The sequence below is a fragment of the Kitasatospora sp. NPDC098663 genome, from assembly GCF_044760075.1.
Classification (GTDB): domain Bacteria; phylum Actinomycetota; class Actinomycetes; order Streptomycetales; family Streptomycetaceae; genus Kitasatospora.
On sequence record NZ_JBIWAP010000014.1, the window covers coordinates 198999 to 212417 of the forward strand.

A 13419-nucleotide genomic window follows, 5' to 3' on the forward strand; every position below is an offset into this window, starting at 1 on the left:
GCAGACCAGGTGAGGTGGCGCATGGTGTTCCCCGCCGGCGGCCGCGGCCCGGGGCCCGACGGCCCCGACCGGGGCGGCGCCCGCAGCGAGGCGCCCACGGTCGTCATGCGCCCCACCCTGTCCGGCCGCCCCCTGGTGCCCGCCCAGGGCGGCCCGGTCGAGGTCCCCGCCCTCGCCTGGTCCGCCGCCGAATGGGAGGACGCCTACCAGCGGGTCCGCCTGTCCGGCCGCGCCTACGTCTGGCTCAACCTCGTCGAACAGCGGCTGCGCTCCCTCGTCGACGAGGTGCTGCACCCCATCTACGCCCCCGCCCACGGCGAGGACTGGGTCACCGCCGCCGCCGGCCCCGCCGGCGAGGAGTGGGCGCACCGGGCCGGCGCCGTCCGCGAGGTCAGCCGCCGCAAGGGCTACCTGCTCGACCCGGCCGACGACGACCCGCTGGTCTTCCTCACCCTGCCCCAGCTGCGCGAACTGATGGTCCAGCACTGGCCCTGCTTCGAGCCCTACCTTTCCGACCGGCGCGAGATCGAACTCGCCCTGGACGAACTGGAAGTGGCCCGGCACGTGGTCTCCCGCAACCGGGTGCTCACCCAGACCGTCCTCGCCCAGACCGAACGCGCCGCCGCCCGCCTGCTCGCCGTCCTCGACGGCGGCGCCGGCGGCGTGCCCGCCGACGTCGTCGAGTCGCTGGTGGCCGGCCGGTACGCGGACGTCGTCGCCGTGCACGCCGACCGCGTCCGCCTCCAGCGCGACCTGCCCGTCGAGGACCTGCTGGACGGCGCCCGACGCCTGGACGCGCTCGGCATCGGCCTCGGCATGCTCTGCCAGAACTACACCGGCAAGCGGCTGGTGCGGCTGGCCGGCGACGGCTGCCGGGTCCGCCTGCTCTTCCTCAACCCGGCGAGCAGCGCCGTCCGCCGCCGCGAACGCGAACTCGGCCTCGGGCGCGGCGAGTTGTCGCGCTCCATCGAGATGAACATCATGCACGTGCGCCGGGTGCGGGCCCGGCTGCGCGACCAGGGCGGCTTCGAGATCCGGGTCTTCGACGAGACCCCGCGCTTCACCGCCTACCTCGTCGAGGGCCCCCGCCCGACCGGCCAGGTCGGCGGCCGCCGCCAGAGCCGCGACCTCGGCGTCATCCAGCCCTACCTGCGCCGCGCCCGGGGCATGGAGTCCCCGGCCCTGGTGCTGCGCGGCGGCGCCGGCCAGCAGCCGGGCGGCAGCGAACAGGGCCTGCTGGAGGTCTACCGCGAGGAGTTCGAGGGCGCCTGGGGCGACTCCCGGCCGGTGTCCTGAACCCGCCCACCACTCCTGATGTGTCGTCAGTTGCCCTTCTCCACCCCCGGGTGGAGACCCGGAACTCCATCCGTGCGGCGGCGACACCCCCGGGCCGCGCCGAGCAAGCTGAAGGCGGGGTCGCGGCCGCACGAGCGGCGCGACGACGTCGAGGGGAGTGCGCCATGGTGCGCGGAACAAAGCACGGAGTACGGGGGGCGGCGCCCGGAAGGCCGCGCGAAGCGCCCGGGGCGGGGCGGCGCGGAAGACGGCCGGGGAAGAACGGCGCAACCGCCCGCCGACGCTGGCCGCTCGCACTGGCCGGCGTGACGGCAGCCCTGCTGGGCCTGCTGCCCGCCGTCCCCGCCGAGGCCCGGGACGCGGGCGGCTGCCGAACGGCGACCTCCGCCGGCCGCCTGCAAGGGGTGGCCCAGGACGGCCGGTGCGCCTACCTGGGCGTCCCGTACGCGGCGCCGCCCACCGGTGAGCGCCGCTTCCGCCCGCCGCAGCCCGCCGCGCCCTGGCCCGGAACGCTGCGCGCCACCCAGGCCCGCCCCGGCTGCCCGCAGGACCTGAGCGCGGGCGGCGGCGGCACCGAGGACTGCCTGTACCTCAACGTGTGGTCGGCGCACGGCGGAGGCGCCCGCAAACCCGTCATGGTCTTCCTGCACGGCGGCGCGGACGAACTCGGCGCCGCCGGCCAGCCCGTCTTCGACGGCGGCCTGCTGGCCGAGCGCGGCGACGCCGTCGTGGTGAACCTGGACTACCGGCTCGGCATCCTGGGCTGGACGGAACTCGGCGCGCTCGACCCGTCCTACGCCGGCTCGGGCAACAACGGGCTGCGCGACGAGATCGCCGCGCTGACCTGGGTGCGCCGGCACATCGGCGCCTTCGGCGGCGACCCGGGCAACGTCACCGTCTTCGGCCAGTCGGCCGGCGCCATCTCGATCAGCGCCCTGCTGGCCGGCGACCACCCCGAGCAGCTCTTCCAGCGCGCCATCGTCGAGAGCGGGCCCGGCTACCTCGTGCACACCGCGGCCGCCGCGCGGGCCACCGCCGGAAAGGTCTTCGCCACCGGCGGCATCCACACCGTCGCGGACCTCGACCGGCTGACCACCCCACAGGTCCTCGAACTCCAGGAACAGGTCCAGCACGGGCTCTCCGGCCTGTCCTCCGCGGTCTTCTTCGGCCCCTCCATCGACGGGGCACTGGTGCCCGGCCCGGTCGTCGAACGGATCGCCGCCGGCAGCGCCCGCGACGTCGACGTGATGACCGGCACCACCGAGAACGAGACCGACTACTGGGCGCTGTTCGACCCCACGCTGCCGGACCTCCCGCTGAGCGCCTACCGCACCCTGCCCCCGGTGCTCGCCGACCGCAAACAGCAGATGTACGACCGGTACGCCGCCGACCGCCCCGGGGCCACCGAGGGCCGGGTGGTGAACGCGATGCTCACCGACCAGACCGAACGGATCCCCACCCTGCGCCTGGCCGAGGCCCAGTCCCGCTGGCGGCCCACCCACGTCTACCAGTTCGACTGGCACGTGCCCTACGTCCCCGGCCTGCCCGCCGCCCAGAACCTGGGCGCCATGCACACCCTGGAACTGCCCTTCGTCTTCGGCGGCCTGGACCTCGGCGCGTTCCCGCGCGGCGCGCAGACCGTCGCCGCCCAGCGGCCCCGACTCACCCGGCTGTCCGAGCGGATGGCCGACGCCTGGGCCTCCTTCGCCCGCACGGGGGACCCGGGCTGGCCGCCCTACACCGCCGACACCCGGGCCACCCGGATCTGGGACCTCAACCCCAGCGTCCAGTACGCCCCGCACGACGACGAACGCGCGCTCTGGGACGACTACTCCTTCCCGGCCCTGGACCTCGGCACCCGCTGAGGCCCTCCCGCCGGCCCGCCGGAACAGGGGGCCGGGCCACCGCCCGGCCCCCTCGGCACGCCCCGCCCCGGCGTCCGGCCCCCGAAACCCGCTGGCCGGGCCGGTGCGGCCGCTGCCACACTGCGGGCCGTGAACAGCCTCCCCGCCTGGACCCTGCGCCCCGCCACCGCCGCCGACGTCGAACCCGTCGCCGAACTCAAGGCCGTCGTCCTGCGCGCCGACCTCGAACGCCTCGGCCGCTACGACGACGACCGGGTCCGCCGGCGCCTGCGGGCGGGCTTCTCCAGCCTCCACAGCTCCGTCATCCTCGTCGACGGCGCCTTCGCCGGCTCCGTCACCGTCCGCCCCGCCGAGCAGGGCGGCCGCTGGATCGAGCACTTCTACCTCGCCCCCGCCCACCAGGGCCGCGGCCTCGGCACCGCCGTCCTGCGCCACCTCCTCGCCCAGGCCGACGCCGCCGGCGAGCCCGTGCGCCTCGACGTCCTCCAGGGCAGCCCCGCCCGCAGCCTCTACGAACGCCACGGCTTCGTCCTCGACCACGAGGACCCGATCGACGTCTACCTGGTCCGCGAGCCCGCCGCCTGAACCGGGGCCGGCCGCGCCCGGCGGCACTCGCCCGGGTGACGCCAGTAGGCCGGACGGATGGTGACCGGCCCTCGGGCGCGGCGCTCACCCGAGTACCGGGCCCAACCGCTTGTTAGCGTCCCGTCCATGATCGACAGCCCGCACTCCACCGGCTCCGAACACCCCCGCGCCACCCGCCGCGGCCTGCTGCGCACCGCCCTCGGCGCCACCACCGCCGGAGCCCTCACCCTCACCGGCGCCCGCCCCGCCCAGGCCGCGCCCCGCACCGCCACCCGGCGCATCGACTTCCACGGCCGCCACCAGGCCGGCATCACCAACCCGCCCCCCGGCTACGGCACCTTCCTCGCCCTCGACGTCAAGGCCCGCGACCGCAAGGCCCTCGAAACCCTCCTGCGCACCCTCACCGACCGCATCCGCTTCCTCACCGCCGGCGGCACCCCGCCCGACCTCGGCCCCGCCGCCGCCCCCTCCGACAGCGGCACCCTCGGCCCCGACCTGCCCGCCGACGACCTCACCGTCACCGTCGCCGTCGGCGCCTCCCTCTTCGACACCCGCTACGGCCTCACCCGCCACCGCCCCCGCCGACTCACCGCCATGCGCCCCTTCCCCGTCGACGCGCTGCGCCCCGCCGAATGCCACGGCGACCTCTCGCTCCAGATCTGCGCCGAGAACCGCGACACCGTCCAGCACACCATCCGCGACCTGCTGCGCAGCACCAACGGCCTGATCCGCCCGCGCTGGCAGCTCGACGGCTTCCAGAACCGCTCCCGCCCCACCGGCGCCGCCCGCAACCTGCTCGGCTTCAAGGACGGCATCGAGAACCCCGACACCACGAACGCCCGCGAGCTGGACGCCCTCGTCTGGGTCGGCGAGGGCGGCGACGAACCGCGCTGGGCCGCCGGCGGCAGCTACCAGGTCATCCGCGCCATCCGCACCCTCGTCGCCGGCTGGGACGAGGTGCCGCTCAAGCAGCAGGAACGCCTGATCGGCCGACGCAAGCACGACGGCGCCCCGCTCGGGGCGGCCGGCGAGACCGACACCCCCGACTACCGCAACGACCCCGACGGCGCCGTCATCCCCCTCGACTCCCACATCCGCCTCGCCAACCCCCGCACCGACGGCACCCGCGACAGTCGCATCCTGCGCCGCGCCTTCAACTACGACCGCGGCCTCGACCCCGACGGCGAACCCGACCTCGGCCTCGCCTTCTGCTGCTACCAGCAGGACGTGGCCCGCCAGTTCGAAGCCGTCCAGACCCGCCTCAACACCGAACCCCTCGCCCGCCACCTCCGCCCCACCGGCGGCGGCTACTTCTACGTCCTCCCCGGCGCCCACGACACCACCGACTGGCTCGGCCGCACCCTCCTCACCACCACCTGACGCCCCGGTTCGCGCGCCCGTCGCCCAACCGGGGCGCGGGCGCCCGCCGTTGGGGCGACCTGCCGAAACCGAGGGGGCCGCCCGCTGCCGTCCGCCGCCGTACCGGCCCGCACCCCGACCGCCCCGGCGGCCGGGATGTCGGTGGGGCGGGTGATGATGGGGGCTGTTTCGAGCGGCAGGACGGAAGGACACCCCCTTATGAGCTGGTGGCAGCAGCCACTGGTCGGCTTCGACCTGGAGACCACGGGCACCGATCCGGCCGTGGACCGCATCGTCACGGCCGCGCTCGTGGACACCGTCGGGGCCCGCCGGGTGGGGGCCGCGCACTGGCTGCTCGACCCCGGGGTCCCGATCCCGGCCGAGGCGGAGGCGATCCACGGCATCGGCGACGACCTGGCCCGCGGCAAGGGCCGGCCGGCCAAGGAGGCGGTGGAGGAGATAGCCGGTGCGCTCTGCGAGCGGCTCGCCGCAGGGCGCCCGGTGGTCGCGTTCAACGCGCCGTTCGACCTGTCGCTGCTCGACGCCGAGCTGCGCCGGTACGGGCTGGTGCCGCTCGCCGAGCGCCTCGGCGCCCCGGTCGGGCCGGTGCTGGACGCGCTGGTCGTCGACCGGGCGGTGGACAAGTACCGCAAGGGCTCGCGCACCCTGCAGCGGGTCTGCGAGGTGTACGGCGTCGAGCTGACGGACGCGCACGAGGCGGGCAGCGACGCGCTGGCGGCCGTGCGGGTCGCCGTCGCGCTCGCCGAGCGCTACCGGGCCGAGGTCGGCGACGTCGCGCCGGCCGAGCTGCACGGGCGCCAGATCGGCTGGTACCGGGAGTGGGCGGAGGGCTTGCAGGCGTGGCTGCGCCGGGGCAAGGACCCGCAGGCCGTGGTCGACCCGCGGTGGCCGATGAGGTGACCGCCCCCGGTGAGGCCGGTGGGCGGGCCAGGCCCGGCCTAGCCGGCCGGCCAGTCGAAGGTGTAGCCCTGGGCGACCAGCCAGGGCAGCAGCTGCTTGAGCGCGGCCACGGTCTGGGTGCGGTCGCCGCCGCCGTCGTGCATCAGGATCACGCCGCCGGGCTTGAGCTGCTTCTGCACGGTGGAGACGATGGCGGGCACGCCCGGGCGGGACCAGTCGCGCGGGTCGACGGACCAGCCGAGCGAGGACATGCCGAGGCTCGCGGTGATCTGCTCGTTGTCGGCGTTGAAGCCGCCGCCGGGGGCGCGGAACCAGCTGACCCGGGTGCCGGGGCCGCCGGCCTTGACGATCATGTCCTTGGCGGCGGAGATCTCGTAGGCGGCCTTGTCGTGGGGGAGCTTCGCGAACGGCTGCGGGTGGTGGACGCTGTGGTCGCAGAGCCGGTGGCCGGCCGCGAGGACGCGCTTGACCAGGGCCGGGTTGGCGGCGGCGTTCTGGCCGATCTCGCAGAAGGTGGCCTTGGCGTGGTACTGGGCGAGCAGGTCGAGGATCTGGCCGGTGGCGGGGCCGGGGCCGTCGTCGAAGGTGAGCGCCACGGTGTGGCCGCCGGAGGCGGTGGAGCCGATGACGGTGCCCGGCTTGACCGGCGCGGGCGGCGGCGCGGGGGTGCCCGTGGCGGGCGTGGTCGCGACGGGGGTGGTGGTGACCGGGGTGGCCGGCGTGCCGCCGTGGGGCGCGGCGGTCGTCTCGGCGGGCGCCGTGGGCGGGTGCGGCTTCGGGACGGCCGGCGGGGCGGCGGAGGCGGCTGCGCTGTCAGAGCTGGAGCCGGAGCCGGGGGCGGGCGCGACGGTGGCGACGGGACCGTCGGTCGGCCGGGAGTCGGTCGGCGCGAGGGTGATCGGGGGCTGGGTGCTGACGCCGGCCGTCGGCTGGAGCGCTCCGCTGGCGGTGCCGCACGCGGCCAGGCCCAGGGTGGCGGCCGCCACGACGCAGCCTGCGACCAGCCGGCGGCGGGCCGTGAGGGCCGTACGGGTCGGAGGGGAGGGCCGGCGGGTGGCGGAGTGGGGCATGGCGGCGGCTCCTGTGGTGCAGAGGGGTGCAGAGGACGGGTGCCGATCCCTCGGTCAGGATGACTGTCCGATAGGACGCCGAGCGTACGTGGCCCGGTTGCGGAGCGGACCGGAGCGCCGTAGGAGTCTTCTCACACGCGCCCGGGTTGGCGCCCCCGCGGCCCGCCGGGTATCCCGGGGGCCGTGACGGGGGCGTTCCGGCACCTCAGGAACCCGGCACCTCAGGAACCCGGCACCTCAGGAACCCGACGCCTCAGAACGGGTACCAGCGGACCTCGGTGGCGCCCTCCCGCAGCGAGGCGACCCGGCGCCGGAACTCCGCCAGCGCGGCGGGGTTGCCGGGCACCTGCTGGGCGACCCAGGAGGCGCTGGCGGTCTCCCGCGCCCCGCGCAGCACCGCGAAGCCGGGCCAGGCGCGCACGTCCCAGCCGTACGCCTCGACGAAGGCCCGGTACTCCTCGCCGGGCACGCCGTACCGGTCGTGGCTGAGCGCGAGGACGACCAGGTCGTGTTCGCGCAGGTCGTGCGAGACGTTCTCCAGGTCGAGCAGGACGGGCCCGTCCGGGCCGACGTGGACGTTGCGGGGCAGCGCGTCGCCGTGGATCACGCCGGGGTGCAGGTGCGGGGCGAGGTCGGGCAGGGCGGCGGCGAAGCCGTCCCGGCGGTGGCGCAGGAAGGCGACGTCGGCCGGGTCGACGTGGCCCTCGGCGGAGGCCAGCCAGCGTTCGACGGGGGCCAACAGGTCGCGGCGGGCGAGCGGGAAGGGCGGCAGCGGCAGCCGGTGCAGGGCGCGCAGCAGCGGGGCGAGGTCGGCGGGGCGGGCGGGGCGGACGGCGGGGGCGAGCCGGTGCCAGAAGGTGACGGGGTGCCCGTGGGCGAGCTGGGGCTCGGCGTCCACCGCGTCGTACGGGCGGACCACCGGGACGTCCTGGGCGGCGAGCCAGTGGGCGACGGCGAGTTCGTGCCGGGCCCGTTCGTACAGTTCGGGGCCGCGGCCGACCTTGGCGACGACGGCCGGGTCGCCGAGGTCGAAGACGGCGTTCTCGCCGAGCGCGAGCAGCCGGGCGTCGCCGGGGCCGGGCAGTCCGGCGGACTCGCAGGCGTGGGCGAGCAGCAGCCGGGCGCGGCCTTCGTCGAAGGGGATCATGGCGGTGCTCCGTTGGGGCGGCGTTCATCCGGAGGCCTCCGGACGGTGATCATCATGACGGACCGGGGTGGGGTTTTCCCTACCCTCCTACCCTGACATCTCCTCCCAGGGGGTAGGGGGAGAGATCCACCCTGAGGGGGAGCTGTCTCCACCCGGAGCACGAGGTCAAGAGGGGTGCGCCCGGGAGAAACTGGGCCGGGGCCGCTTGGTGGCGGCCCGACGGGGGTTGGACCACGGGGGCTCCTTGCCGGTCGGCAAGCAAAGTGCTCGTAGGATGACGCCCAGACCCACTTACCTGCCGACCGGCTAGGGAGCGCCGCCGCGCGTCTCCCGCCGGTCCAGCCGTCGCCCGGCGTCCCGTCCCCCAAGGGCTGCGGTGAACCATGCCCAGGAGGCATCGAGCATGTTCCACCGACTAGGACAATTCGTCGTACGCCGCGCGTGGTGGGTGATCATCGCGTGGGTGATCGGAATGATCGCCGTCCTCATGACCGCGCCGAAGGTCAGTTCGCAGACCGACGAAGCCGCGTTCCTCCCCAAGCACTACGAGTCCATCCAGGCCGCACAGGTGCAGGAGCGGGCCTTCCCGGCCGCCTTCACCCCGGGCGCGCTCGCACTCTTCGAGCGCAACGACGGCGCCGCGTTCACCGACGCGGACAAGGCCGCGATGGGCAAGCTCGTCCAGGACCTGACGGCCAAGAAGATCGACGGCGTCGAGAAGATCATCCCGCCGTCCGACCAGCTGGGCATATCCCCGGACCACAAGTACGCGATGGCCATGATCGCCGTCGACAAGTCGAAGCAGCAGGACCAGAACGCCACCGCGGACATCGCCAAGGCCCTCCGCGACGACGGCAAGGCACTGGCCTCCGGCACCGACCTGAAGTTCCAGCTCGGCGGCCCCGCCGCCCAGGCGCTCGACCAGAAGGAAGCCTCCGGATCGGCCGAGGGCATCATCACCATGGCCACGGTGCTCCTGGTCATCGTGATCGTCGGCATCATCTTCCGCGGCATCCTGGCCGGCCTGCTGCCGGTCCTGGTCTCGCTGATGATCGCGCTGCCCGCCTCCATGGGCCTGATCAACTACGCGACCGACATCTTCGGCCTCAAGAGCACACCCATCCTGATAGCGATCCTGATCGTCGTCGTGCTCGGCGTCGGCACCGACTACTTCCTGTTCCTCGCCTTCCGCTACCGCGAGCGGCTGCGCGCCGGCGACGACCGCGACACCGCCGTGGCCAACGCGGTCGGCCGGGTCGGCGAGGCGATCGCCTCCGCCGCCGGCGCCGTCACCATCGCCTTCGCCGCTCTCATCCTCTCCAGCCTCGGCATGTTCCAGGCGCTCGGCCCCGCCCTGGCGATCGCGGTCGTGGTCACCGCCCTGGCCTCGATCACCCTGGCCCCCGCGCTGCTCGCCGTCATCCCCGCCCGCGCCGTCTTCTGGCCCGGCAAGAAGTGGACCGACGAGCCGAGCACCGCACGCTTCACCGCGCTCGGCCGGGTCGTCCAGAAGCGCCCGGCGCTGGCCGCCGTCGCCTCCGGCGGCGTGCTGGTCGCCCTGTCCGTGGGCGCGCTCGGCTACAACGGCGACTTCGACATGGCCGGCAGCTCCATGCCCAAGGACAAGGAGTCGATGGTCGTCCAGGACAAGATGGCCAAGGGCTTCTCCGCCGGCGCCGCCGACCCGAGCCAGGTCTACCTGAGCAGCACCGACGGCAAGAAGCTCGACCCGGCCTCCTTCCCGGCCTACGCCGACAAGCTGCAGGGCGTCGGCGGGGTGTCCAAGGTCTACCTGCCGAGCGCCGACGCCAAGAGCATCAGCGCCGACGGCACCACCGCCCAGTTCACCGTCATGCTCAAGGACGCCCCGGCCAGCAGCGAGGCGATCGACGCGGTGACCGAGCTGCGCACCGTCGCCCACGCGCAGGCCCCGGCCGGCAGCGAGGCCAAGGTCGGCGGCCTCACCTCGGTGTTCAAGGACATCAACCTGGCGATGACCCACGACTACAAGCTGGTCTTCCCGATCGCCGGGCTGCTGATCCTGCTCATCCTGGCCCTCCAGCTGCGCAGCGTGGTCGCCCCCTGGTACCTGATGGCCTCGGTCGGCCTCGGCTTCAGCGCCACCCTGGGCGCCACCACGCTGATCTTCCAGAAGATCGGCAACGAGACCGGCCTGATGTTCATGATGCCGATCCTCATCTACCTCTTCGTGGTGGCGATCGGGACGGACTACAACATCCTGATCATCGCCCGTCTGCGCGAGGAGGCCCGCGCGGGCCGCAGCCCGCGCGAGGCGGCCCGCGAGGCGCTGCGCCACGCCGGCCCGACCGTCGCGGCGGCCGGCTTCATCCTGGCGGCCTCGTTCGGGACGTTCATGCTCGCCGGCAACACCTTCATGATGGAGTTCGGCTTCGCGATGGCCTTCGGCATCGTGCTGGCGGCCTTCGTGATGGCGATGTTCTTCACCCCGGCGCTCACCGCGCTGATCGGCAACCGGGCCTGGTGGCCCGGCCACGGCGCCGACCCCGAGCACGGCCACGGCGGGGGCCACGGCGGAAGCCACGGTGCCGGCCCGGCGCCGGCGGCGGACGCGTACGGCGTGCCGGAGCCGGCCGGACGGCGCTGATCGCCTCGTTCGGACACGGTCGATGCCCGACCGACGCGCCACACAGGCGGCGTCCCGCTTCGGCGGGGCGCCGCTTGCCCTCTTTCCCTGGCCGTCAAACGTGATCTGTTGAGCACAAAAGTCCCCGGTCAATCGGGGTGTCGCCGTGCTACAGTCGACCCAGTTGCAGTTTTGGTTCCCATGAACGTATGTGTGCGCCTGCTGGTCCAACCAACAGGCGCATTTGTTTTGTCCGGTGTTTCAGTCTCCGGATGGGGATCGCGGCTACTCCGGGGTTCACGCGGTGTGAATCCCTGATGCCCCAGTTTTTTGAGGAGACGGTTATGGCTACCGGCACCGTGAAGTGGTTCAACAGCGAAAAGGGCTTCGGCTTCATCGAGCAGGCCGAGGGCGGCCCGGACGTGTTCGCGCACTACTCGAACATCCAGGCCAACGGCTTCCGTGAGCTCGTTGAGGGCCAGGCCGTCGAGTTCGACGTGACCCAGGGCCAGAAGGGCCCGCAGGCCGAGAACATCCGCGTCATCGGCTGACGTCAGCCTCCACGCTGACTCGCGATCTCGCGAAGCGGGGGCCCGTACCACACGGTGCGGGCCCCCGCGCATGCCGCCGTACGGCCGGGGCGGCGAATTTCCCACCGACGGCCGACCAGCCCCCACCCGGGGCTGCCGACCGACGTACGGAGACTTCGTGACCACCCCTGCCCGCCCGCCGCGTGACCGTGCCGCCCGCACCACCGACCAGGCCCGCCGTGGCGAGAACCCGCGCCGCAGCGGCGGCGCCGGCCGCGGCGAGAACACCGGCCGCGGCGAGAGCGCCGGCCGCACCGGCACCGCCGACCGCGCCCGCCGCGGCGAGAACCCGCGCGCCACCGGCGACGCCGAGCGCGCCCGCAAGCCGCGCGGCCGCACCGGCGCCCCCAAGAACACCCGCGCCGCCGCCGTGCCCGAGGCCGCCGACTTCACCGTCGTCGAGGGCACCCCGGCCCGGCCCCCGGCGGACACCTTCGCCGAACTGGACCTGCCCAAGGGCATCCTCAGCACCCTCACCCGCGAGGGCGTCACCGCGCCGTTCCCGATCCAGGGCGCCACGCTGCCCGACTCGATCGCCGGCCGCGACGTGCTCGGCCGCGGCCGCACCGGCTCCGGCAAGACCCTCGCCTTCGGCCTGCCGCTGCTCGCCCGCACCGCCGGGCGCCGCGCCGTCGCCCGCTACCCGCTGGCGCTCGTCCTGGTGCCCACCCGCGAGCTCGCCCAGCAGGTCACCGACGCGCTCACCCCCTACGCGACCGCCGTCAACCTGCGGATCACCACCGTCGTCGGCGGCATGTCGATCAACCGCCAGGCCAACGCCGTCCGCCGTGGCACCGAGGTCCTGGTCGCCACCCCCGGCCGGCTCGACGACCTGATCGGCCGCGGTGACGTCAACCTGTCCGACGTCGCCATCACCGTCCTCGACGAGGCCGACCAGATGGCCGACATGGGCTTCCTCCCGCAGGTCAGCAAGCTGCTGGAGCAGGTCGCCGAGGGCGGGCAGCGGATGCTGTTCTCCGCGACCCTGGACCGCAACGTCGACCGCCTCGTCAAGCGTTTCCTCACCGACCCGGTCACCCACTCGGTCGACCCGTCGGCCGGCGCGGTCACCACCATGGACCACCACGTCCTCCAGCTGGACCAGGCCGACAAGGCGTCCACCACCGCGCACATCGCCTCCCGCGACGGGCGCGTGATCATGTTCGTGCACACCAAGCACGGCGCCGACCGCCTCGCCAAGCAGCTGCTCGCCACCGGTGTCCGGGCCGCGGCCCTGCACGGCGGCAAGTCCCAGCCGCAGCGCAACCGGGTCCTCGACCAGTTCCGGGACGGCCACGTCACCGCGCTGATCGCCACCAACGTCGCCGCCCGAGGCATCCACATCGAAGGCCTCGACCTGGTCGTCAACGTCGACCCGCCGGTCGACCACAAGGACTACCTGCACCGCGGCGGCCGCACCGCCCGGGCCGGCGAGTCCGGCACCGTCGTCACCCTCGTCCTGCCCGAGCAGCGCCGCGAGGTCAACCGGCTGATGACGGTCGCCGGCATCCGCCCCACCGTCACCAAGGTCCGCCCCGGCGACGCCGACCTCGCCAAGATCACCGGCGCCCGCACCCCCAGCGGCGTCGCGGTCGCCGTCGCCGTCCCCGCGCCCGCCGAGGCCCCCGCCGCCAAGGCCGACGCCAAGTCCGGCAACCCGCGCCGCCGTCCCGGCAAGCGCTCCGCGCTGCCCGCCGACGTCGACATGAACGGCAACCCGCGCCGCCCCCGCCCCAAGCAGCGCCTGGGCGGCGCCGCCGCCCAGGGCGACCGCCCCCAGGCGGCCGGCTTCATCGGCCGCTCCTCCGGCCGCGCCAAGCCCGGCAGCGGCGCCAAGTCCGGCTCCAACTACGGCACCGGCCGCCAGCGCCGCGCCTTCGACTAGGCCCAATGCCGGTGACTTTAGGTTGTTGCCGGCTGGGTGATTGTGACTGTTGCCGGTTGTGGTGGTGGCCAGTTGCGGTGTTGGGCGCGTTTGAGG

At 74.4% G+C, this 13419-nt stretch carries 10 protein-coding genes; 8 read left to right on the forward strand and 2 right to left on the reverse strand.

The annotated features are described in order from the left end of the window. The first annotated feature begins 21 nt into the window (after window positions 1-21). The 5 genes from ACIQVZ_RS18120 (at window position 22) to ACIQVZ_RS18140 (ending at window position 6026) form a co-directional block, all read left to right on the forward strand. Window positions 22-1296, forward strand: a complete 1275-nt coding sequence (locus ACIQVZ_RS18120; protein ID WP_371516519.1) for an SAV2148 family HEPN domain-containing protein — start codon at window positions 22-24, stop codon at window positions 1294-1296. Between the two features lie 305 nt (window positions 1297-1601). Beyond that, on the forward strand, window positions 1602-3161 hold the full coding sequence (locus ACIQVZ_RS18125) for a carboxylesterase/lipase family protein (protein ID WP_402451007.1): 1560 nt from the start codon (window positions 1602-1604) through the stop codon (window positions 3159-3161). A 129-nt stretch (window positions 3162-3290) separates the two neighbouring features. After that, window positions 3291-3746, forward strand: coding sequence for a GNAT family N-acetyltransferase (locus tag ACIQVZ_RS18130; RefSeq protein ID WP_350881644.1), 456 nt, complete (start codon window positions 3291-3293; stop codon window positions 3744-3746). A 126-nt stretch (window positions 3747-3872) separates the two neighbouring features. Further along, window positions 3873-5126, forward strand: coding sequence for an iron uptake transporter deferrochelatase/peroxidase subunit (gene efeB, locus ACIQVZ_RS18135; RefSeq protein ID WP_402451010.1), 1254 nt, complete (start codon window positions 3873-3875; stop codon window positions 5124-5126). A 198-nt stretch (window positions 5127-5324) separates the two neighbouring features. Then, on the forward strand, window positions 5325-6026 hold the full coding sequence (locus ACIQVZ_RS18140) for an exonuclease domain-containing protein (RefSeq protein WP_350881640.1): 702 nt from the start codon (window positions 5325-5327) through the stop codon (window positions 6024-6026). 38 nt (window positions 6027-6064) lie between these two features. Here ACIQVZ_RS18140 and ACIQVZ_RS18145 read toward each other — a convergent pair whose 3' ends face one another. Beyond that, window positions 6065-7096, reverse strand: coding sequence for a polysaccharide deacetylase family protein (locus ACIQVZ_RS18145; protein WP_402451012.1), 1032 nt, complete (start codon window positions 7094-7096; stop codon window positions 6065-6067). Window positions 7097-7349: 253 nt separating this feature from the next. Continuing rightward, complete coding sequence (locus tag ACIQVZ_RS18150; protein ID WP_402451013.1) at window positions 7350-8243, reverse strand: phosphotransferase enzyme family protein; 894 nt, start codon at window positions 8241-8243, stop codon at window positions 7350-7352. A gap of 403 nt (window positions 8244-8646) precedes the next feature. Here ACIQVZ_RS18150 and ACIQVZ_RS18155 point away from each other — a divergent pair, with 403 nt between their 5' ends. The 3 genes from ACIQVZ_RS18155 to ACIQVZ_RS18165 all read left to right on the forward strand — a co-directional run bounded on the left by ACIQVZ_RS18155 (window position 8647) and on the right by ACIQVZ_RS18165 (window position 13323). Beyond that, entirely contained in the window at window positions 8647-10869 is a 2223-nt protein-coding gene (locus ACIQVZ_RS18155) for an MMPL family transporter (protein WP_402451016.1), read from the forward strand. A gap of 323 nt (window positions 10870-11192) precedes the next feature. After that, window positions 11193-11399: a cold-shock protein gene (locus ACIQVZ_RS18160; protein WP_350881634.1), complete on the forward strand. Its 207-nt coding sequence runs from the start codon at window positions 11193-11195 to the stop codon at window positions 11397-11399. A 157-nt stretch (window positions 11400-11556) separates the two neighbouring features. Next, complete coding sequence (locus ACIQVZ_RS18165) at window positions 11557-13323, forward strand: DEAD/DEAH box helicase (RefSeq protein ID WP_402451019.1); 1767 nt, start codon at window positions 11557-11559, stop codon at window positions 13321-13323. The last annotated feature ends 96 nt before the right edge of the window (window positions 13324-13419 follow it).

Bases quoted from the DNA above. Each gene is read 5' to 3' on its own strand.
- ACIQVZ_RS18120 (WP_371516519.1), top strand. From the start codon at position 22: ATGGTGTTCCCCGCCGGCGGCCGCGGCCCGGGGCCCGACGGCCCCGAC.
- efeB (WP_402451010.1), top strand. From the start codon at position 3,873: ATGATCGACAGCCCGCACTCCACCGGCTCCGAACACCCCCGCGCCACC.
- ACIQVZ_RS18140 (WP_350881640.1), top strand. From the start codon at position 5,325: ATGAGCTGGTGGCAGCAGCCACTGGTCGGCTTCGACCTGGAGACCACG.
- ACIQVZ_RS18145 (WP_402451012.1), bottom strand. From the start codon at position 7,096: ATGCCCCACTCCGCCACCCGCCGGCCCTCCCCTCCGACCCGTACGGCC.
- ACIQVZ_RS18150 (WP_402451013.1), bottom strand. From the start codon at position 8,243: ATGATCCCCTTCGACGAAGGCCGCGCCCGGCTGCTGCTCGCCCACGCC.
- ACIQVZ_RS18155 (WP_402451016.1), top strand. From the start codon at position 8,647: ATGTTCCACCGACTAGGACAATTCGTCGTACGCCGCGCGTGGTGGGTG.
- ACIQVZ_RS18160 (WP_350881634.1), top strand. From the start codon at position 11,193: ATGGCTACCGGCACCGTGAAGTGGTTCAACAGCGAAAAGGGCTTCGGC.